Annotated in this window: 23 protein-coding genes and 1 tRNA gene; 16 read left to right on the forward strand and 8 right to left on the reverse strand. The window is 42.4% G+C overall.

Going from position 1 to position 21,389, the window contains the following annotated elements:
* Positions 1-26: 26 nt before the first annotated feature.
* From KJK34_RS13135 to clpX, 6 genes are all read left to right on the forward strand, one after another.
* Positions 27-1,277 (forward strand): OmpP1/FadL family transporter, encoded by a 1,251-nt coding sequence (locus KJK34_RS13135; RefSeq protein ID WP_223054352.1) that lies wholly within the window; start codon positions 27-29, stop codon positions 1,275-1,277.
* 12 nt (positions 1,278-1,289) lie between these two features.
* On the forward strand, positions 1,290-2,867 hold the full coding sequence (locus KJK34_RS13140; RefSeq protein ID WP_223054353.1) for an SGNH/GDSL hydrolase family protein: 1,578 nt from the start codon (positions 1,290-1,292) through the stop codon (positions 2,865-2,867).
* Between the two features lie 76 nt (positions 2,868-2,943).
* Positions 2,944-3,291 carry a phage holin family protein gene (locus KJK34_RS13145; RefSeq protein ID WP_223054354.1) on the forward strand — a complete coding sequence of 116 codons (348 nt, stop codon included), beginning with the start codon at positions 2,944-2,946 and terminating at the stop codon, positions 3,289-3,291.
* A gap of 110 nt (positions 3,292-3,401) precedes the next feature.
* Positions 3,402-4,727, forward strand: a complete 1,326-nt coding sequence (tig, locus tag KJK34_RS13150; RefSeq protein WP_223054355.1) for a trigger factor — start codon at positions 3,402-3,404, stop codon at positions 4,725-4,727.
* Positions 4,728-4,827: 100 nt separating this feature from the next.
* On the forward strand, positions 4,828-5,502 hold the full coding sequence (gene clpP / locus KJK34_RS13155) for an ATP-dependent Clp endopeptidase proteolytic subunit ClpP (protein ID WP_223054356.1): 675 nt from the start codon (positions 4,828-4,830) through the stop codon (positions 5,500-5,502).
* 78 nt (positions 5,503-5,580) lie between these two features.
* Positions 5,581-6,813 (forward strand): ATP-dependent Clp protease ATP-binding subunit ClpX, encoded by a 1,233-nt coding sequence (gene clpX / locus KJK34_RS13160; protein WP_223054357.1) that lies wholly within the window; start codon positions 5,581-5,583, stop codon positions 6,811-6,813.
* Positions 6,814-6,860: 47 nt separating this feature from the next.
* On the opposite strand, the gene KJK34_RS13165 is transcribed toward clpX, so the two are convergent.
* Entirely contained in the window at positions 6,861-7,052 is a 192-nt protein-coding gene (locus tag KJK34_RS13165) for a hypothetical protein (protein ID WP_223054358.1), read from the reverse strand.
* 46 nt (positions 7,053-7,098) lie between these two features.
* Positions 7,099-8,628, reverse strand: coding sequence for a GH3 auxin-responsive promoter family protein (locus tag KJK34_RS13170; protein ID WP_223054359.1), 1,530 nt, complete (start codon positions 8,626-8,628; stop codon positions 7,099-7,101).
* A gap of 41 nt (positions 8,629-8,669) precedes the next feature.
* Between KJK34_RS13170 and KJK34_RS13175 the strand changes: the two genes are divergently transcribed.
* From KJK34_RS13175 to KJK34_RS13190, 4 genes are all read left to right on the forward strand, one after another.
* Positions 8,670-9,464, forward strand: coding sequence for a DUF2797 domain-containing protein (locus KJK34_RS13175; protein WP_223054360.1), 795 nt, complete (start codon positions 8,670-8,672; stop codon positions 9,462-9,464).
* A 40-nt stretch (positions 9,465-9,504) separates the two neighbouring features.
* The gene (locus KJK34_RS13180) at positions 9,505-10,431 is read left to right on the forward strand and encodes a DUF58 domain-containing protein (RefSeq protein WP_223054361.1); all 927 of its coding nucleotides are present in this window, start codon (positions 9,505-9,507) and stop codon (positions 10,429-10,431) included.
* A 120-nt stretch (positions 10,432-10,551) separates the two neighbouring features.
* Positions 10,552-10,628: transfer RNA gene (locus KJK34_RS13185), tRNA-Asp, on the forward strand.
* A 258-nt stretch (positions 10,629-10,886) separates the two neighbouring features.
* A complete protein-coding gene (locus tag KJK34_RS13190; protein WP_223054362.1) occupies positions 10,887-11,363 on the forward strand; it encodes a hypothetical protein in 477 nt (158 codons plus the stop codon).
* Here the strand turns inward: KJK34_RS13190 and KJK34_RS13195 are convergent.
* Positions 11,350-12,291 carry a lysylphosphatidylglycerol synthase domain-containing protein gene (locus KJK34_RS13195; RefSeq protein ID WP_223054363.1) on the reverse strand — a complete coding sequence of 314 codons (942 nt, stop codon included), beginning with the start codon at positions 12,289-12,291 and terminating at the stop codon, positions 11,350-11,352. The genes KJK34_RS13190 and KJK34_RS13195 overlap by 14 nt on opposite strands.
* A 23-nt stretch (positions 12,292-12,314) precedes the next feature.
* Between KJK34_RS13195 and ruvC the strand changes: the two genes are divergently transcribed.
* From ruvC to KJK34_RS13220, 5 genes are read left to right on the forward strand one after another with little or no spacing between them, the layout of a single operon-like run.
* The gene (gene ruvC, locus KJK34_RS13200; protein ID WP_223054364.1) at positions 12,315-12,902 is read left to right on the forward strand and encodes a crossover junction endodeoxyribonuclease RuvC; all 588 of its coding nucleotides are present in this window, start codon (positions 12,315-12,317) and stop codon (positions 12,900-12,902) included.
* On the forward strand, positions 12,892-14,064 hold the full coding sequence (gene hemW / locus KJK34_RS13205) for a radical SAM family heme chaperone HemW (RefSeq protein WP_223054365.1): 1,173 nt from the start codon (positions 12,892-12,894) through the stop codon (positions 14,062-14,064). Before ruvC ends, hemW begins: the two co-directional genes overlap by 11 nt.
* Before the next feature lie 20 nt (positions 14,065-14,084).
* Positions 14,085-14,849, forward strand: coding sequence for a cyclase family protein (locus KJK34_RS13210; protein WP_223054366.1), 765 nt, complete (start codon positions 14,085-14,087; stop codon positions 14,847-14,849).
* Positions 14,846-15,208 carry a DUF4260 domain-containing protein gene (locus KJK34_RS13215; RefSeq protein WP_223054367.1) on the forward strand — a complete coding sequence of 121 codons (363 nt, stop codon included), beginning with the start codon at positions 14,846-14,848 and terminating at the stop codon, positions 15,206-15,208. Before KJK34_RS13210 ends, KJK34_RS13215 begins: the two co-directional genes overlap by 4 nt.
* A 6-nt stretch (positions 15,209-15,214) precedes the next feature.
* Positions 15,215-15,577 carry an MmcQ/YjbR family DNA-binding protein gene (locus KJK34_RS13220; protein ID WP_223054368.1) on the forward strand — a complete coding sequence of 121 codons (363 nt, stop codon included), beginning with the start codon at positions 15,215-15,217 and terminating at the stop codon, positions 15,575-15,577.
* A 1-nt stretch (position 15,578) separates the two neighbouring features.
* Here KJK34_RS13220 and KJK34_RS13225 read toward each other — a convergent pair whose 3' ends face one another.
* From KJK34_RS13225 to pepE, 5 genes are all read right to left on the reverse strand, one after another.
* Entirely contained in the window at positions 15,579-16,442 is an 864-nt protein-coding gene (locus KJK34_RS13225; RefSeq protein ID WP_223054369.1) for a phosphatase PAP2 family protein, read from the reverse strand.
* A 51-nt stretch (positions 16,443-16,493) separates the two neighbouring features.
* Entirely contained in the window at positions 16,494-17,594 is a 1,101-nt protein-coding gene (locus KJK34_RS13230) for a DUF4407 domain-containing protein (RefSeq protein ID WP_223054370.1), read from the reverse strand.
* A 118-nt stretch (positions 17,595-17,712) separates the two neighbouring features.
* Entirely contained in the window at positions 17,713-19,392 is a 1,680-nt protein-coding gene (locus KJK34_RS13235; RefSeq protein ID WP_223054371.1) for a M56 family metallopeptidase, read from the reverse strand.
* Positions 19,389-19,760, reverse strand: a complete 372-nt coding sequence (locus KJK34_RS13240) for a BlaI/MecI/CopY family transcriptional regulator (protein WP_223054372.1) — start codon at positions 19,758-19,760, stop codon at positions 19,389-19,391. Before KJK34_RS13240 ends, KJK34_RS13235 begins: the two co-directional genes overlap by 4 nt.
* Before the next feature lie 108 nt (positions 19,761-19,868).
* Entirely contained in the window at positions 19,869-20,576 is a 708-nt protein-coding gene (pepE, locus tag KJK34_RS13245; RefSeq protein ID WP_223054373.1) for a dipeptidase PepE, read from the reverse strand.
* 102 nt (positions 20,577-20,678) lie between these two features.
* On the opposite strand from pepE, the gene KJK34_RS13250 reads away from it, so the two are divergent.
* Entirely contained in the window at positions 20,679-21,368 is a 690-nt protein-coding gene (locus tag KJK34_RS13250; RefSeq protein WP_223054374.1) for a peptidase associated/transthyretin-like domain-containing protein, read from the forward strand.
* Positions 21,369-21,389: the final 21 nt, after the last annotated feature.

A 21,389-nucleotide genomic window follows, 5' to 3' on the forward strand; every position in this document is an offset into this window, starting at 1 on the left:
TCAAAAACTAACACTAATTAATAGCAATGAGAAAAATTTTATCCTTAACAATTGCGGCTTTAGCAGCGTCTTCTGCCTTTGCGGGAGGATACCGTGTTTCCCTCCAGGGGCAAAAGCAGCTTGCTATGGGCCATACAGGTGTAGCGGTGGTTAACAGTGCCGAGGTCCTGTTCTTTAACCCTGCGGGTATGGCGTTTTTAGAAGACCGCTTTAACGTATCGGTAGGGGGCAGCGCCCTTTTTGCACGTACCAAATTCCAGAACGAAACCTATAACTGGAAGGCTTCTACAGAAAATGTGGGTACGCCGTTTAATGCTTATGTATCGTATAAGGTAACCGACTGGTTTTCGGCGGGCCTTGCGGTCTATACTCCATACGGCAGCGCCGTGGAGTGGGACCAAGACTGGCAGGGTTCTCACCTTGTAAACAATATCGACCTTCAGGCTATTTACATACAGCCTACCGTATCGTTCAAAATCAGCGACAGGCTTAGCTTTGGCGGTGGCCCAATATATGTTACAGGTAGTGTAGAGTTTAACAGGAACCTTACCAGGAGTCTTACCAATGAGCAGGGAGAACGCTCTGACGTTACCATTGATGCCGCCGGCGTAAATGCATGGGGTTATACTGCAGGCTTTATGTTTAATCCTATCGATCCTTTAATGATAGGTTTTAACTACCGTTCTGAAATTACTATGGAAGCCCGCGATGGCGATGCTACCTTTAACGACCTGCCTGCATTTGCACAGGGCGCTTACCCTAATACAACCTTTAGCGCCGACTTGCCTTTACCTGCTGAGCTTACTGTTGGTTTATCATATAAATTCAGTGATAAGTGGCTTGTGGCGTTCGATTACAACCGTGCTTACTGGAATGTATATGATGCGCTTGTTGTAGATTTTGGTGCAGACGGTATACCTACATCGGTTAACCCGCGTAATTATAAAGATGCAAGCACATACCGTTTAGGTACACAGTTTAAGCCTAATGATAAGTTTGCTTTCCGTGCCGGCTGGTACTTTGATGAAAGCCCGGTGCAGGATGGCTATTTCGCTCCTGAAACACCGCGTAACGACTCTATGGGCTTTACAGGTGGTTTAACCTATCAGGTAACAAACAAACTGGGTGTGGATGTATCTTTCCTTTACCTGCACTTTGACGAAACCGATAACTCTTACAACCATTATACCGAAGGTACACAGGATGATGTAACATTTGGCGGTACATATAAAAACGTTGTGTTTTCTCCGGGTATTGGCTTAACCTACAGCTTCTAAAAAATAGTGATGATGAAAAATAAATTTATATACCTGTCAGTGCTGGCGTTTGTGTTTGCCGGCTGCGAACCGGAATTTGAAAATGAACTGAGCGACAGCAACTACAGCGCAGGCGATGCCGACTTTAGTTCTTATGTGGCTATAGGCAACTCGCTTACCGCCGGATTTATGGACGGAACCATGTCGCGCGTAGGGCAGCAGTACTCATTCCCTAACCTGTTGGCACAGCAGTTTGCCGTAGTGGGTGGCGGAGAGTTTACACAGCCTCCTTTTGATGCCGATACTGATAACCTTGGCGGGCTTTTGTTCAATGGTAATGTTATACAGCCTACAAGGCTTATTATAGATGCCGGAGACGGCGGCCCTGAAAATATAGCCGGTACACCAACGGTAGATATAACCAACCAGTTTGCAACGGCATATAACAATATGGGTGTGCCGGGAGCTAAGTCGTTCCACCTGTTGGCTGAAGGCTATGGTAACATAGCAGGTGTGCCGCTGGGGCAGGCTAACCCTTATTTTGCACGTACGGCAACTTCGCCTACTGCTACTGTTTTGGGTGACGCAATGTCTAAAAACCCGACTTTCTTTACCAACTGGATTGGTAATAACGATGTGCTTGCATTTGCAACCTCTGGCGGTACAGGCGTTAACCAGGAGGGTAACATGAACCCTGCTACTTACGGCTCTAATGATATTACCGACCCAACTGTATTTGCAGGAGTATATTCTCAGATAATAAATACCCTTACATCGAACGGGGCTAAAGGTGTTGTGGCTACAATACCCGATGTTACCTCTATACCTTTCTTTACAACGGTACCATACAACCCGCTTTCAGCCTCTGTTATTGGTGATGGCGACGCGGCTGTTGGCCAGGCTACCATACAGCAGTTAAACCAGCAGCTATATGGGCCGCTAAAGCAGATACTTACAGCTTTAGGGCAGGGTAGCAGGATAAACCTGTTAAACCCTAATGGCAATAACCCGCTGTTAATTACCGATGAAACACTTACTAATTTTGGCCCTCAGATAACGGGAGCACTTACACTTGGAGGTTTCGATCCGCAACTTGCGGCATTTTTAGGTAATGCATACGGGCGTGCACGCCAGGCTACCGCTTCAGATCTTGTACTTTTATCTACAAGGGCAGCTATCGGTGCGGCTCCTCAGGGGGCACCTGCGCCGTTTAACCTGTTTGGTATAACCTACCCGCTTCAGGACCAGCACATACTTATCCCTTCAGAAACTTCGGTTGTGGCAACTGCTACCGCCAGCTTTAACCAGTCGATAAGGCAGATTGCTGCTTCTAAAAACCTTGCTGTTGCCGATATGAACCAGATACTTAACCAGTTGGTTTCAGGCTTAAGGACAGAAGATGGGCAGATTTATACTGCTGATTATTTCAGTACCTCTACAATCAGCACAGTGCTTTTCTCGCTTGACGGCATTCACCCTAACGCAAGGGGCTATGCGGTTATAGCTAATGAAGTGCTTAAGGTTATCAATGACCATTATAATGCAAAACTGCCGCTTGTAAGCGCGGGTAATTATCCGGGTGCAACGGTATTGCCAAGCAATGCAAATTAATACCTGTAAATAAATTTTTCTTAAAAGCACCCTGTAAAAAGGGTGCTTTTTTTAATTTTACGATAAATTGAACAGTATGAAAACGCTTATAAAAATTTTCTTTACTACTATTTTTGTGCTTATACTGTCGCACCTTTTGCCGGGTGTAAGGGTAACAGGCTGGGAGGCTGCCCTTTTGGTAGCACTGGTTCTGGGTCTTCTCAACATCTTTGTTAAGCCGATACTTATAATACTCACCCTGCCCGCCACCATATTTACACTGGGTTTATTTTTGCTGGTAATAAATGCTATAATTATTGTGTTGTGCGATGCGCTGGTGCCGGGGTTTGATGTCCGTAACTTCTGGAGTGCATTGCTGTTTAGCATAGTGCTTTCAATTTGCCAGTCGCTCGTTTCGGGAGTTTCCGAACGCGATGCAAAATAGCTGTCTTTTTTGCTGCTTCAGTACTTGCAACACAATACATTAAAAACTTGTGCAGGTTGTAAAAAAACAATAATTTTGCAGCCAATTTTCTTATTTAAACAATCAAATAGATGAATATTACCAGAGAGCAGGTTGATGCACTTAATGCTGTTGTAACAGTAGCTATCACAAAAGAAGATTATAAGCCAAAGGTTGAGCAGGTATTAAAAGACTACAGGAAAAACGCCAGCATACCTGGTTTCAGGAAAGGCGCTGTACCAATGAGCCTTATAGAAAAGCAGTATGGCAAGGCTGTGCTTCTTGATGAGGTTAACAAATTGCTTCAATCGTCATTAAACGATTACCTTGTAGAGGAGAAGCTTGATATACTGGGTAACCCGCTTCCTAAAGTTACGGAAGATTTTAACTGGGATGCTGATGATTATTCTTTTGAATTTGAACTTGGCCTTGCTCCTGAATTTACTGTTGACCTTGCCGGTAAAAACAAAGTAACCAAATATAACATTGTTGCCGATGACAAAATGCTTGATGAGCAGGTAGAGCGCATCCAGAAGCAATATGGCAAAATGATTTCTAAAGATAAGGTAGAGGAAGGTGACGATATGCGCGGTATATTCTCTAACGAGGAGAAAGGCATAAACAATGAAGTTACCCTTAATACTGCCGACTTTAAAACGAAAACCGTAGCTAAGAAGTTTATTGGTAAAAAGGTTGGCGATGTAGTTACTGTTTCTACAAAAGGCCTTTTTGATGACGACCATAAGCTGATGGATTACCTTAAAGTAAGCCATGACGAGGTGCACGGGCTTGACATAGAAGTTAACTTTACTATTGAAGAAATAACCACTACAGAAAAAGCTGAGCTTAACCAGGAGCTGTTTGATAAGCTGTTTGGCGAAGGTGCGGTAACATCTGTAGAAGAAGTAAAAGAAAAAATTAAGGAAGATGCAGAGCGCCAGTTTGCACAGCAGGCCGACCAGAAGTTTCTTAACGATGTAACGGAGTGGCTTGTAGAAAGCACTTCATTTGAGCTTCCGGCTGAATTCCTGAAAAAATGGATACAGACTGTAGGCGAAAGCCCGCTTACACCGGAGCAGGCTGAGGAAGAATATAATAAATCTGAAAAAGGCCTTCGTTACCAGCTTATAGAAGGTAAAATTGTTACAGGCAATAACCTTCAGGTTAATTTTGAAGATCTTAAAGCCTATACTTCTAACCTTATCAAAATGCAGATGGCACAGTTTGGGCAAACCAACCCAAGCGATGCTGATGTAGAGAACATTGTTGCAAGGGTGCTTTCTAACAAAGACGAAGTGAAAAGGCTTTCTGAGCAGATAATGAGCGAAAAGATGCTTGCTCTGTACAAAGAAAACGTAAAATACAAAACGAAAGAAATTACCTACCAAGACTTTATTAAAGAAATGTACGGTGAATAATTTCTGATAAAATTTGAGTATCTTTGAGCGTCAGCCGTCCGGTTGGCGCTTTTTGTTTCTCGAAATAGTATAAACAGCTAAAAGAAATTGATTTAAAAAAATGGATTACGGTAAAGAATTCAGGAAATATGCTACTAAGCACCATGGCGTAAACAGCTTGTATTATGATAAGCTTGTAACACGCGTTACACCGACAAACCTAACGCCTAACATTATTGAGGAACGCCAGATGAACGCCGTTGCAATGGACGTTTTTTCGCGCCTTATGATGGACAGGATCATATTCCTTGGCACAGGTATAGACGACCAGGTGGCAAATATTGTTCAGGCACAGCTATTGTTCCTGGAAAGTACAGATGCCAGCAAGGATATCCAGATATATATTAACTCTCCCGGCGGAAGCGTTTATGCCGGTTTGGGTATGTATGACACCATGCAGTATATAAGGCCTGATGTGGCTACAATATGTACCGGTATGGCTGCCAGTATGGGTGCTGTACTGCTTTGTGCAGGTGCAGAAGGCAAGCGTTCGGCGCTGCCGCATTCAAGGGTAATGATACACCAACCGTCTGGCGGTGCACAGGGCGTTGCAACCGATATGGAAATTAACCTGCGTGAAATGCTTAAGCTGAAAGAGGAACTCTATAAGATTATCTCTAAACATTCTGGGCAAAGCTATGACAGGGTTCACAAAGATAGCGAGCGCGATTACTGGATGAAGGCGGAAGAGGCCAAAGAGTATGGCATGATTGATGAAGTGCTTGTAAGGGAATAATAAGAATAATAAATTATATTTTTTGCGTTATCCGTAAGCAGGGTGCTGAATCCCTGTTTATGGATAACCGTTTTTAATATGGCAAAAGAAGTTTTAGAGTGCTCGTTTTGTGGCAGGAAAAAGCCGGAGACTAACCTGCTTATTGCAGGTATAAGCGCCCATATATGCGACAGGTGTATAGAGCAGGCGCACGGCATTGTTATGGAAGAGCTAAGGCAGAGCAGCTCATCGGCTATTACAGCCGAGCTGGAGCTGAAAAAGCCTAAAGAGATAAGAAAGTTTCTGGACCAGTATGTAATAGGGCAGGACCAGACCAAAAAAGTGCTTTCTGTTGCGGTATACAACCACTACAAGAGGCTTATGCAGCAGCAGGGTGATGATGATGTTGAGATAGAAAAGAGTAATATTTTAATGGTAGGGCAAACCGGTACCGGTAAAACCCTTGTGGCTAAAAGTATTGCAAGGATGCTTAACGTACCGCTTACCATAGTAGATGCAACAGTGTTAACCGAAGCAGGCTATGTGGGTGAAGACGTTGAAAGCATACTTACGCGTTTACTTCAGGCTGCTGATTATGATGTTAAAAAAGCCGAGCGTGGTATAGTGTTTATTGATGAGATAGACAAAATAGCGCGTAAAAGCGATAACCCTTCTATTACCCGCGATGTATCGGGTGAGGGGGTACAACAGGCGCTGCTTAAGTTGCTGGAAGGTACAGTGGTTAACGTTCCGCCTAAAGGCGGCCGCAAGCACCCTGACCAGAAGTTTATCGAGGTTAACACGCAAAACATATTGTTTATTGCCGGAGGCGCTTTTGATGGTATAGACCGCGTAATATCTAAAAGGCTTAACCGCCAGGCTGTAGGTTACAGTGCCTCTAAAAACACTGATAATATAGATAAGGAAAACCTGTTGCAGTACATCATACCTAAAGATGTGAAAGATTACGGGCTTATACCCGAAATTATAGGCAGGCTCCCGGTACTTACACACATGGATCCGCTTGACAGGGATGCACTAAGGGCTATACTTACAGAGCCTAAAAATGCACTTATAAAGCAGTACCAAAAGCTCTTTACAATGGATGATGTATCGCTGACCGTATCAGATGATGCACTTGATTATATTGTAGATAAGGCTTTAGAGTATAAGCTTGGAGCAAGGGGGCTGCGCTCGCTTTGCGAAGCTATACTGAATGAAGCCATGTATGAACTGCCAAGCTCTGACGAAACAGAACTTTATATTGACAGGGAGTATGTAGAACATCATTTAAATAAAACGCTGCTGAAGCGCTTAAAAGCGGCTTCGTAGCCTTGTTTACAAAACATAAAAAATCCCGCCATAAGCGGGATTCTTTATTATGCATTCTTCTTATTAACTGTCATTGCTGATTTTTGTGCGGCATCAGCAGCCGTTGTCTGCATCACTATACAGCGCCTTTTGTTGCAGCCGTAACGCTTTGGCGCATTACACGAAGCCAGCAACACCAACGCCGAACCTAACATTATAAAATAGTTTTTCTTCATCATCACCTTTTTGTTCAGCTTCATTTTTAACGTAAATTACTGTTTTATATCCAGTTATATTGCACAACTATTATGCCATAACCTTTCGCTCATTCATAACCTTCAATTCCTCTACATAATGCCTCTCATTGCTTAGTCGCGGAATTTTATGCTGCCCACCAAGCTTGTCCTGAGCTTTCAGCCAGTCATAAAAAAGCTTAGGCCGGGCTACATTCAAAAGTAAAGGGTTTAATGTCATATTGTTGTAACGCTTAGCTTCATAATCGCTGTTTACAGACTGAAGCGCCTTATCCAGCACTTCCCTGAAATGTTCCGGATTTTTGGGTGATTCTTTAAACTCGATAACCCATTCATGTGCGCCCTTCTCTCGGCCTTCCATAAACACAGGTGCAACGGTATAATCTATTACTTCCAGTCCGGTTTCGGTACAGGCTTTGGCTATAGCCTTATCTGTATTCTCTACCATCAGTTCTTCGCCAAAAACGTTGATGTGATGTTTGGTGCGCCCGGTTATTTTTATGCGGTATGGGTTTACAGAGGTAAACCTTATGGTATCGCCAATCAGGTAACGCCACAACCCGGAGTTTGTGGTTATCACTACGGCATAATTTTTATTAGGCTCAACTTCGGCAAGTCGTATTATTTTTTGGTTTGATGTGCCGAAAGTATCCATCGGTATAAATTCATAAAAAATACCATAGTCCAGCATCAGCAACAGCTCATTGCTTTCGTTGGTATCCTGTATGGCAAAAAAACCTTCAGATGCATTATAAATTTCATAATAACGAAAGTCAGCCTTTGGTATTATCTTTTTATATTGCTCTCGGTAGGGTTCAAAGCTTACCCCGCCATGAAAGTAAACCTCCATGTTAGGCCATATTTCGGTAAGGCTGTCGCGGCCTGTTGTTTCCAGCACACGATTCATCAGTACCAGCATCCACGAGGGTACACCGGCAAAACTGGTAACATTTTCCTGTATGGTTTCTTTAACTATGGCATCCAGCTTGGTTTCCCATTCGCTCATAAGGGAAACCTTATTGCTTGGAGTACTGCTGAACTCTGCCCATATCGGCATATTGTCTATCAGGATAGCAGAAAGGTCGCCAAAAAAGGTGTTATTATCTTCATATAACTGTTTGCTGCCCCCAAGGCGAAGGCTTTTGCCGGTAAACAACTGTGAATCTTCGTTGTTGTTGAGGTACAGGCAAAGCAGGTCTTTACCGGCTTTATAGTGGCAATCTTCAAGCGCTTCGCTGCTTACGGGTATAAACTTACTTTTGGCATTTGTAGTGCCGCTCGATTTGGCAAACCACTTTATCTGCCCCGGCCACAAGATGTTTTGCGCCCCGCGGCGTGCCTGTTCTATAAGCGGCTCGAGGTCTTCGTAAGCCGAAACAGGTACACGTTCAGAAAATGTATTATAGTTTTTTACAGAGGAAAAATCGTACTGCCTGCCAAAAACAGTATGTTCTGCCGCCCGAATCAGGTTCATGAGCAGCTCTTCCTGAACTTCGTTAGGATATTTAAGGAAAAGCTCCATGTCATGGATTCGCTTTTTAAGAAACCACGTGGCAATTGAGTTGATTATGGGCAACGGCATAATTATAGTATCTTTATTGCCATAAAAATAACGAAAATTACATGCAATACGAAGGCGTACTGACAAAAATGCAAACTGAGGCAGGAAGTCCTATTCAATATTACCTGGTATTTGAAAACAGCTTTTTGAATGTGAACCAGTTACTGGGCCGCGATGTAGAAATTAATTTTATGGGCTACAGTTGCCTTAACTGTTCTAAAAAGAAAAAAATATACCGCATGGGCTATTGCTACGATTGTTTTTACAGCATTCCTGCGGCAGGCGACTGGATAATGCGCCCCGAACTGAGCACAGCGCACCTTGATGTGGCAGACCGCGACCTTGAGTATGAAAAACGGGTACAGCTACAGCCGCATGTGGTGTACCTTGCCTGCTCGAGCGATTTAAAGGTGGGTGTAACACGAAAGACACAAGTGCCGGTACGCTGGATTGATCAAGGGGCATGCAGCGCCATGCCGCTTGTAGAAGTGCCTAACCGTTACCTTGCGGGTATAACAGAGGTAGCGCTAAAACAACACTTGGGCGACAAGATAAACTGGAAAAAAATGCTCTTAAACCAGGTTACTGATTTTGACCTTGCTGCCAAGCGCCAAGAGATGCGTACGTTTTTACCAGATGAAGTTAAAGAGTATTTTGAAAGCACGCCCGAAAGGCTATATGTGCTGGAATATCCGGTGTTGCAGTATCCCGCTAAGATTAAAAGCCTCAACCTTGTTACAACTCCTGTATATTCGGGTAAGCTGATTGGCATTAAGGGGCAGTATCTGATATTTGAAGATGGCACTGTTATGAATGTGCGTGCCTATGAAGGCTTTTCGGTACAGATTAATGTTTAGTGTAATCAATTCTATCAATCACATTCGTTATATTTGATATATGAAGCTGGAAGGACAACTACAAAAAATATCGGCTTTTTCGCATCTGGAGCTTTTGGCCAACCAGATTGTGGAAGGGTTTATATCAGGGATGCATAAAAGCCCTTTTCATGGGTTCTCGTCAGAGTTTGCCGAACATAAGGTATATAATCCCGGCGAAAGCACAAGGCATATTGACTGGAAGCTGTATGCGCGTACCGACAGGCTTTATACCAAGCGTTTTGAAGAGGAAACAAACATGCGTTGCCATATAATACTGGATAATTCATCATCAATGCATTATCCTAAACTAAAAGAAGGGCAGCCTTTTTATGAAAGTAAAATTGGCTTTTCGGTACTGGCTTCGGCAGTGTTGATGGATTTGCTGAAACGACAGCGCGATGCGGCAGGACTTAGTATCTATTCTGATAATTATGAGTTCTACGCACCTGAGAAGGGCAGCGGGAGGCACCACAGGATGCTTATTGATAAGCTTGAAAGCGTACTTGAAACACCCCCGCGCGCAAAGCAGACAGATACAACCGCCTTTTTGCACCAGATAGCGCAAAAGATGCACCGCCGGTCTATGATTGTTTTATTTACTGATATGTTTCAGCCGGGCGACAACAGCGCGCTATTTAACGCGCTGCAACATCTTAAGCACAATAAGCATAAGGTTGTGCTGTTTCATGTAACCGACCGTAAGACCGAATACAACTTTAATTTTGATAACGCCCCGCGAAAGTTTATTGATATGGAAACGGGGGAACAGGTAAACCTGTTTGCGGAAAATGTAAAGGATGAATATGAAAAGCAGGTTGACAATTACTTTAAAAAAGTGGCGGAGACCTGCATGCAGTACAAAATAAAGTATGTTCCGGTATCGGTAGAGGAGAAGTTTGAAAAAATACTGACAACCTACCTTGTTGAGAAACAAAAGTTTGGTTAATGATATTAAATTATTGTAAAAAATAATTTTGAAAACACTTGCAGAATTGAAAAACGGTTGTATATTTGCACCCGTAATAATGAAACAAACAGCGATAAGCTGCTAATCATTAAGAACGCTGGTTTGGTAGTTCAGTTGGTTAGAATACGTGCCTGTCACGCACGGGGTCGCGGGTTCGAGTCCCGTCCAGACCGCCAGTAGCAAAGAAAGCCCTGCTTTATGCGGGGCTTTTTGCGCCGAGATATATTACCTGAAATTTTTTCGGGTATCACGATAGTTGTGTTGTTTATACCGCGCGAGCGGTAGGTTTAGTAGTTAGACCAATGAAAAGCTTTCCATTAGTTTGGAGGGCTTTTTTGATTTTGTGTATATTCTAATCGTTACGTTCATTGGCTGGTTTTGCTTTATGTCATAAAAACTTTCTTATTTTTGATTTTTAAAGCTAAAGGCATTTAATGAAGAAGATAGCATTGCTTATACCATTTTTACTCTTACAATCCTGCCAATGGTTCGATGCCAAGGTTCCCGATAAAGAGGAGCTTTTACAGCAGCGCCTTAAAGAAATCAACTGGAATGAGGTGAGCAGCTATCCTTCTGTTGCAGAATGTAATGTTATTATTGATAAAGAACAGCGCAAAGAATGCTTTTTTGAAACTATGGCAAGGCTGGTTCAGGAACGGCTGGATAACGACACTATTAGTATGCTATATCCCGGGCTGGATACCATTAAGGTAAAAGTAAAAGTATATTCGGATGCAAGACTTGAATTTGAGCCCGGCTTTGAAAAAGACAGCGTGCGTTATGATACAGTAGCTATTGACAGCATCATTAAAAGCCGCTTGGTAAACTTTCCTCCGGTTGAGCCTGCACAAAAAGAAGGCGTTCCTGTTACTACAGAGTTTATACTGCCGGTAGTGCTTAATGTGAATTAGTACCTGCTTTAAACCTGAACACGTAATAGCTGCCAATGGTAACAGGCAGTACTGTATTTAAAAGCCATATTAAGGTAGCAGTAAGTGCTACTATCCATTCATTGACACCAAGCAGCCCGAAAAAATAAACTGCTACACTGCCCTTAACGGCAAAATCAAGAAACTGGAAAGAAGGTAACGACGAACCCAAAAAGTATGTACCTGCAATGGCAGCCATCAAAAGCGGGTAGGATAGATTAACGCCAAAAGCTAAATACAATAAATAATACTGGTGCATCAGCACAGTGTAGCGTAACAGCGCCAACAGTATATTCTTGCGGTGTACGCTTTTAGGCAGGCTGTTTATTTTTTCTCCCAGCTTACCCAATGAATATCCTTTCACAGTTATATTCCGGCTCATAAAAATGATTATGGCAAGAGCAATAATAACCCCTAAGGCCAGCAATACTGTTGTAGCTGTAAAAACAGGATAGATACTGTTAAGTATAACGAGTCCTGTTATTCCGCCCGCAACAGCAAACAAAAGCTGGATACCGTTACAAACCAGGTTCAGGAAAATAATGGTTTTAGTTTGTGCTTTGCTATAATATAAAGCTTTTGCGGCATATTCGCCAATACCATTTGGAGAGAATAGCGCTACGGTAACTGCGGCAAGCACCTCTTCTGTAGCTTTGGCTAATGAGGTTTGCCTTACAGTAGCTGCAAGGTTTTGCCATTTTAATATTTCAATAAAGCGGTTTAAAAAGGTCAGCAGTAGTATTCCCAAAAGCAAACCAATCGGCTTTTTCTGCGTCAGTACGGTACTGAACTGTTCCCAATCGGGACTATCCTCTCCGGTAAGGCGATTGTAAATAAAATAAAATGCGCCGCCCACTACCAAAATTTTGATAATAACCGTAAGTAATTGTTTAGCTTTGCGTGACAGCATGGTTGCAAAATAAAGAAATTAAATTGGCACACGAGCGTATTATATTAGGAATTGACCCCGGCACTACCATTATGGGCTTTGGCCTTATAAAGGTGGAAAACAAAACCATGCGCTTTTTGCAGCTCAACGAACTGCAGTTGGGCAAGTATGATGACCATTACGTAAAGCTGAAAATAATTTTTGAACGCACCATAGAACTTATAGATACCCACCACCCGGACGAAATAGCAATTGAAGCGCCTTTTTTCGGGAAAAATGTTCAGAGTATGCTCAAGCTGGGCAGGGCACAGGGCGTGGCTATGGCAGCAGGGCTTTCGCGCCAGATACCGATAACCGAATATGAGCCTAAGAAGATAAAAATGGCAATTACAGGTAACGGTAATGCAAGCAAAGAGCAGGTAGCGAAAATGCTGCAGCAATTACTGAATATAGGTGAGTTGCCCAAAAACCTGGATAGTACTGACGGACTTGCCGCAGCGGTTTGCCATTTTTTTAATTCAGGTAAAAAAGTGTCAGGTAAAAGTTATAGTGGCTGGGATGCTTTTATAAAGCAAAACGAAGGCAGGGTAGTAGCCCCTTCGGTAAAAGGCAGTTTAAAAAATGGAGGCTAAAAGCTCATATATACATACTGATACCGAAACTGCGGGTATCTATATCCATATACCATTTTGCAGGCAGGCCTGCTATTATTGCGATTTCCATTTCTCTACCTCGCTTAAAAAGCGGGAAGAAATGGTAGCGGCGCTGGCTAAGGAAATAGCCCTGCGTAAAAATGAGTTGGGCGATGTTGCCATTCAAACCATTTATTTTGGCGGAGGTACGCCTTCGGTACTTTCTGATGCAGAAATAATTTTTTTGATTGATACGGTATATAGCTCTTTCAAAGTTACCGATACTCCGGAAATAACTCTTGAGGCCAACCCTGACGATTTATCTGCCGGACGTATAAAAGCGCTTGCAACAACACCTGTAAACAGGCTGAGCATTGGCATACAATCCTTTTATGAGGAAGACCTCCGGCTCATGAACCGGGCACATAACGCTGAGCAGGCGGCAGTTTGCATTGCCGAAGCCACAAAATATTTTGGCAACATTTCTATCGACCTTATTTACGGTATACCGGGCATGAGCAATGAGCGCTGGCTCACTAACGTTGATAAGGCACTGGCATTCGGCGTGCCGCATATATCGAGCTATGCTCTTACGGTGGAACCAAAAACAGCACTGCATACTTTCGTGAAAAAAGGTATAATAGCACCGCCAAGCGATGAGGCGGCACAAGAGCAGTTCCTGCTGCTTGCCGACAGGCTTCAGGAAAACGGTTTTATACATTATGAACTTTCTAATTTCGGTAAACCGGGGTTCTTTTCGCAAAACAACACGGCCTATTGGCTCGGTAAAAAATACCTGGGTATAGGTCCTTCGGCACATAGCTATGATGGCAGCACCCGTAGCTGGAACATTGCCAACAATGCCTTATATATAAAGTCTTTAGAAAACAGTGAACTGCCTTTAGAACGCGAAACCCTTGGCCGTAACGACAGGTATAACGAGTATATAATGACGGGGCTGCGCACCATTTGGGGTGTTTCTTTACAAAAGGTTGAAAAAGATTTTGGTGGCAACTATCATAAATACCTTTTACAACAGGCAGCACCTTACTTGAATGAGAAATTGCTGATGCTAGAAGGCGATACCTTAAAAGCCACGCGCAAGGGTAAATTTCTTACCGATGGCATTGCCAGCGACCTGTTTTTCATAAATTTGAAGTAGCAATACAATCCGGTAATTACATGACAGCAACTATATCCTGTAACGGTACATCCTTTACAGTTAACCTTTCAGAGCCTTTAGATATTTCTATACCACTTTCTTCAACAGAAAATAATCCTCTGGCATGGTATATAGATAAACCCATAATAGAGCCTGTTAAGATGGGTGACTGGACAGGCAAAGTCAGCGAAGGGGCAACCACCAACTTTAATAATATCTTCTTTAACCCCCACGGGCACGGGACACATACCGAATGCCTGGGGCATATAACAAAAAACTTTTACAGCATAAATGAAGCGCTGAAGAGATTTTTTTATATAGCTGAGCTTGTTTCGGTATCACCCGAGGAGCAGGGAGAAGATTATGTTATAACCAAAATACAGATTGAGCAGGCACTGAACGGTAAAAAGCCTGAAGCGATTATAATCCGTACGTTGCCCAATGATGCAGCCAAGCTACACAAAAATTATAGCCATACCAATCCGCCGTATCTTGAAGAGGCCGCTGCGGACTATATAAGAAGTTTGGGAATAAAGCACCTTTTAATTGACCTGCCAAGCGTTGACAAGGAAAAGGATGAAGGCAGGCTGCTTGCCCATAAAGCATTCTGGAACGTAAAAGATGTTGATGAACTTAATGCCGGTGCGCGGCATGATGCCACGATTACCGAAATGGTATTTGTGCCTGATTCGGTTACGGATGGTGCTTACCTGCTTAACCTGCAGATAGCTTCGTTTGTGAATGACGCTTCGCCAAGTAAACCTGTTTTATATGCAATAGAATGAAAACATTATTAAAACTTGAAGAATTAGCGCTATTCGGTTTGGGAATTTACATTTTCAGCCTGCTCGATTTTGAGTGGTGGTGGTTTTTGGCTCTCATACTTACCCCTGATCTTGGTATGCTTGGTTATGCTTTTGGTAACAAAGCAGGCGCGTGGGGCTATAACCTTTTTCATCATACAGGTGTAGCCATTGCTATATATTTAGCAGGGGTTTATCTCGATAATCAAATCTTTATGTTAACAGGCATAATACTGTTCTCCCATTCCCGAATGGACAGGTTTGCCGGTTATGGATTAAAATACGAGCAGGGTTTCAAATTTACCCATTTAGGTAATCTGGATAAGCAGCCTGAAAAATAATATATCATGGATATTCAAAATTTTTATGATTACTGCCTTTCCATGAAAGGCGTTACAGAGCATTTTCCTTTTGATGAAGACACACTTGTCTTTAAAGTGGGCGGTAAAATGTTTGCGCTTACATCTTTAACAGGTTGGGAAAATAATAACCCTTCGGTTAACCTGAAATGCGAACCCGAACGTGCACTTGAGCTTCGCGCCGAATATGAAGGCATTAACCCGGGTTATCACATGAGCAAGGTGCACTGGAACACGGTTGTCGTAAACAGTGATATTCCATCTGCTTTACTGAAAGAACTTATAAAACACTCCTATGATTTGGTTTTTGTCAGCCTTACCAAAAAGCTACAGGCAGAGATTGGGAGCTGATTTAAAATGTCCCTACGACACCTATACTTTCATTACCAAAAGTAAGGTTCCAGGATACTTTTTTCTTGTCGTCAGGGGTGTAGGTTTCTTTTGCCTTTAAGTATTTGTCTATACTTTCCACTACAAGTACGCTTAAGCCCATGCCCACGCCAACATCAGAAAGCCAATGCGCGCCGTTCCATACCCTTGAAGCAGGTGTTATAAGCCCTACTGTATAAATGCCCGCCTTAACCCACGGGTTTTTAAACTGCTTACCAATAGCATAGGCTGTCGTAAAGCTGAGCATGGCATGGCCCGAAGGAAAGGAATGGTCGCCTGCATTGCTGGAGAATGGGCTAAAATGAAAAGGGCCACGCTCTTTGTCCGGCCTTGACCTTCCTGCTATATTTTTTATAGCTGTCTGCATAACGCCTGATGTTACTGCAGAAGAGAAAAGCAATACACCTGTTTTCCTGAACTTTTCATTATCAGTTATAACCCCAAAAAGATATACCGAACCTGTTATGGCATAATTGTAGCCAGGGCTTCCCATAGACCAGCCAATATCGTTAAGTGTTTCGGGCATATCTTCTTTCTGCCTTCTCATAAAGCTGCTTGTTTCCCTGTCAGAAGCAAAAAGAATGGCGCTTCCCGCTGCAAAGCCGCCTATGGTTGCCAGGTCATCTTTCTTCCAGCGCAAAGGGCCGGTATAAACATGTATAACACCGCCACCCATGTAAAAAGCATCCTGCTTTAAACGTTGCCATATAGTAGTTTTGTTACTGATACTGTCTGCTACTCTAATCGTGTCCTGTGCAGCTGCGCTAAAAACTGAAAAAAGCAGGGTTGCCCCTGCTGTAATTGTTTTAAGTATATATCTGTTCATTATAAAAGCCTTTATCGTGTAGTAAATATACGACAAAAACCTATATTGAAATTACATTACGCTTTTCTGCTTTTCAGAAAAAGCATCCGCCTGCATTTGCAGCAGCTCTTTTGCTTTATCTTTCTTGTAATTGTACAATTCCCTATCCTGCCTTATTTCGGCGTAAACATCGTCATAAATGCCTGCATCTGTAGTACGCATCAGCTCGCGTTGGTAAGTGTTTTGCAGCAGGTTGGTTTTAAGGGCTGTTTCCGCATCTTCCAGCTTAAAGTCATATTCACTCTTAGGCGACAGCAACTTAGCTATTATAGGCGAAGTTTCTATGGCGAGGAACAGCAGCATGATAAAGAATGATGGAAGGAAAGGCAGCTTGTTAAGTGCATTTATCCGCGCCATAAGCCCGTCAAAATTATCTATAACAGGTTGTGTTTCGTCAATTTTTTTGTTCAGCCCCGCTTCAAGTGTTGCAGCTTCTTTTTCTTTAGCGGCTATTTTAGCAAGATTGTTTTTGCGTAGTGTGTCAAGCTGCGCCAATGCAACATCGTGCTTTTCGCGCTTTTCTTTATAAACAGGCCCTTTGCCCAGCTTCATGGTGCCTTTTGTGCCTTCGGCTTCGGTAATATAAGTAGTATACAGGCTGTTTACTTCTTTTTCCTTATTGGCTATTTCAGCCTTAAGGCTGTCAATGGTGGCTTTGTTTCGATTTAAATCTCCGGCATAATAATCAGAAACCTGCTTTTTATTTGCCATTGCCAGTTCATTTTTTTCCTTCAGTAATACGGTGTCAATTTCTTTCTGGAAAATTTTTATTTCTAGAGGCTTGGAAATTACAATGGCAATGATAACCGCAAGGATAATACGCGGAGTAGCCTGAAGCAGTTCCTGGCCAAAGCGTTCACGCTTCCTGATCGTGGAAACGATAAACCTGTCGAGATTAAAAATGAGGAGCCCCCACAGCAACCCGAAAAAGGCTGCGGTATAAACATTGTCAAAAACCGTGTAGAGTGCATAAGAGGCGGCAAGCCATGCCATTAATGCTGTAAAGAAAACAGTAGCGCCAATACCGGCATATTTGTTTTGTTCTCCGTCAGAGCAGCCTTCAATGATGGCTTTATCTGCACCGGAGCAGGTAATAAAAAAACGCTTAAGCATGATGATTGATTTTGATTGATGATTACCACAAATATAACGCGTTTTTACTGTTGATGTTGTAATTGTTTGATATAATTGTGTTTAACAAAAAAATCCGCCACAAGGGGCGGATTGAGTTTTAGTTCTTAATGTTTATTGAAATTGGGAGGTTAAAGCCTACCCGCACCGGTTTTTCTTTAACTTCGCCGGGTATCCATTTTCCGCCTGTTTGTTTGATAACCGATATTACGTTTGCACTAAGCTCTTCGTTGGGAGAGCGCATTATTTTTATATCGGATACACTGCCGTCAACTTCTACAACAAAGCTCACATAAATACGATGGGTACCATCAGGCAGTTTTGGTAACATCAGGTTTTTATTTATGAACTCATAAAACCCGGCAAGCCCTTTACCTTCAAAATTGGGTTGTATGGTAACTTCATTTCCCTTATATATAAGGTTATCCTCATTTCCCATTTTAGAAGTGATATTACCGCTTATACTTGTCGGGTTAACACCCGGCTTTTCTTTTATATAATCAATTTTTTTAGCTTCTTTGCCATTTTCGTCCACATAGGTAACAGTAAGCTTCCGGTACTTTGCATCAGGATCCCAGTCTGCAATACCGGATTTTTTTTCGTTAAGCTGCTTCATTTCTACTTCGCTTACCATTTCATTTTCAATTTTCCTTATTCTTTCCGGGGCTATATCTTTAATCTCCTTAATGAATACTTCAGATAGCTGCGGTTTTGCAGCAGCATCTTTCTTCACAACATCTTTAATAGTTACATGCCTGTTGTTATCATCGGTATATTTTACTGTAACAATGCCAAACTCTTTATAATTGCCGTCGTACTTACCCGGGTTGGCCTTTTTAATAGAGTCGTGTTCCTTTTGTGTAATGCTTTTCACTTCAATGCTCCTTACCTGTTTAGAAGGTATATCGGCAAGCTTTTGCTGTGCAATAACTTCTTCGGTACACATAAGCCCAAGCATGAGTGCTACTACTGGTGCAAGTCCTGCTTTAAGTACATAAGCTTTTGTTTTGTTTGTGGTTTTTGTCATCATCTGTAATCGTTTTTTAGTTATAGAAAAGTTGAGGTTGCTTGCCAGTGCAAGCGTGGCTCCCGATGCTTTTTGAAGCAACAGGTTTTGGTAATAAGCAGCGTTACTGGTAGTGTGTACTACCTGCTCATCTGCAAGGAATTCATGATTTAGCCGGATGGATCGCCCGTAGAGGTAGAATAATGGATTGAACCAAAAAATGGTTTTAAGCAGTTCAATGAATAATATATCAAGTGTATGGCGTTGCCTTACGTGGGTAAGCTCATGGGTGTAGAGTTCTTCTTCTATAAGTCCGTTCTCATATTCTTCGCGGCTCACAAAAATGTAATTTAAAAACGTATGCGGCAGTACCCTTTCATTAAGTAACACCAGTTTTGCGGCACCAAATGGTATTTTGGTATTCTTCCTGATTTTTCTGAGGAAGCTGTTTATGTTGATAGCAAACCTGATAAAGAAAATAAGTGTTATAGAAAGATAAGCAATTATAATTAGTAGTGGGAGCATGCTTTCCTCCGGTTGTTCTTGTGGGGATACTATAGCGGCTGTAGTTCCTGCATCCTGAAAACTAACAGGAATAGCCTCTGCCTCTACATAAACGGGAATGGTTATCAATGGCAGTACCAGCGAAAAGGCAAGCGCAAACAACAGGTAAAAGCGATTGAACCGGTGCATCTTTTCACGCTCAAGCGCCAGGTGGTACAGTACAAGCAATACCAGCAGGCTTATTGCCGATTTAATTATGTAAGCTGTCATTGTTTTTTCTTTTCCAGTTCTCTGTCTATCACACTGCGGAGTTCTTCAAGTTCCTGTGCCGAAAGGTTGGTTTCTTTGGTAAAGAAAGAAGCAAACTGTGCGGCAGAGTTATTAAAGAAGCTTTTAATCATTCCGTTTACCTGCTTGCTGAAGTAATCAGATTTTTTTACCAACGGGTAATATTCACGGCTTTTACCATACTCGGTATATCCCACAAAACCTTTTTCGGTCATGCGTTTAAGCAATGTTGCCACAGTGGTTGTTGCAGGCTTAGGTTCGGGGAACATATCCAGCAGGTCTTTCATAAATGCTTTTTCCTGTTTCCACAGGTATTGCATTAGCTGCTCTTCGGTTTTAGTTAATTGCATCTTCTACGATTTTAGAATTGTTTCTACAAATGTAGAATAAAAAATTAAAAAAACAATTTTTCAGGAAGATAAATTCTTTATAAAAAGCTGATTACAAGTTTTTAGTTGCTATTTAAGCCATGAAATATCGGTGCCGGCAGCTATTTCTTCGGCTGGTTTTCCCTGCCTGAAAAGCCTTGCGGGCAGGTCTCCCTTCAGTATAATGGTACTGCCGTTTACGTCGAGCCAACTGCCTTCCCTTAGTCCGAGTACAGGTTGTGTGTTAAACTGGTGAAACTCGTTTATCCTTGTTTCGCGCGTTTCGCCCATGTGGGTAGAGCCGGGAACAGGATCTAAATAATGCGGGTTAATATTAAAAGGTACTACACCTAATGTAAGGAAGCTGGGTGGGTAGATGATGGGCATGTCATTAGTAGTTTGCATGGTAAGCCCGCAAATATTGCTGCCCGCACTGGTGCCAAGATAAGGAGTCCCTGCCTTTACAGCTTTTTCTATTGCTGCCATAGCGCCTGTTTTATACAGTTGCGAAACCAGCAGGAAGGTATTACCACCTCCGGTAAAGATAGCTTCGGCATTTGCAATTGCTGCTGTGGCGTCTTCATACTCGTGCAACCCGGTAACGCTTATGCCCATTGGAGCAAAGGTTTCGGCTACCTTTTTCGTGTAGTCGTAATGGCTGATGCCGCCCGGGCGTGCATAAGGCACAAACAGCAATGATTTGCAGTTGCTGAAATAATTACTTAATGTTGGCAATAAATAATCGAGGTAGGTGCCGCCGTGCAAAGTAGAGGTACTTGCAATAATAATTTTTTTCATCCGTTAATTATTCTTGTAAGAAAAGGTAAAGTTACGCCATTTAATGCAGCTATGACTGCTGTAAAGCGCCCTTTTTGAACATCACCTTAAAAACCAACCGCTTTGAAAGAAGCTCTCTTTATTATTGCACTTGTTTGCTGCTCACTTACGGCTGCCGCACAAGGGCAGATGCTTAAAGGTAAAGTTACTTCGGCATTTGAAGATACAGGAGGCGTATATGTTATTAACCGCAATACCGAAGCAGATACCACTACAGACGCTCAGGGCTATTTTACCCTGCCTGCACGTACAGGAGATACACTTGTTTTTGCATCCGAACGATTTGAAAAATTCCGATGTGTTGTAACAGAAGAAGATATGCAACATTCTTTAAGGGTAATGCTTAAACCAAAGGTGGAGGAGCTTAAAGAACTGGTTATTAATGATTACAGCCATATCAACGAGGAATCTTTAGGACTGGTGCCTGAAGGGCAGAAGCAATACTCGCCTGCAGAGCACCGCTTAGCTACCGCTTCTTATTCTAAAATGAACCCTATGGGGCTCGACCCTGTTATCAACTGGATATCTGGCCGGACTGCCATGCTGAAGAAAGCGTTTGAAGCAGAAAAGAAAGAAAACATCATCCAGAATATTGAGAACATTTACAATGATGAAGAAATAATTACTAAATTTAATATACCGCCTGATTATGTAAAAGGTTTCCTGTATTATGCCGCGGATAATAAGTATCTTGCCGATGCACTTAAAGCCGGCAACAAAAAGGATAGCCTTTTTAATGGCCGGGCTTGCTGAAAACTATTTAAAATTACTGAA

It is taken from the genome of Flavobacterium coralii (assembly GCF_019891545.1).
Taxonomy (GTDB): Bacteria; Bacteroidota; Bacteroidia; order Flavobacteriales; family Flavobacteriaceae; genus Flavobacterium; species Flavobacterium coralii.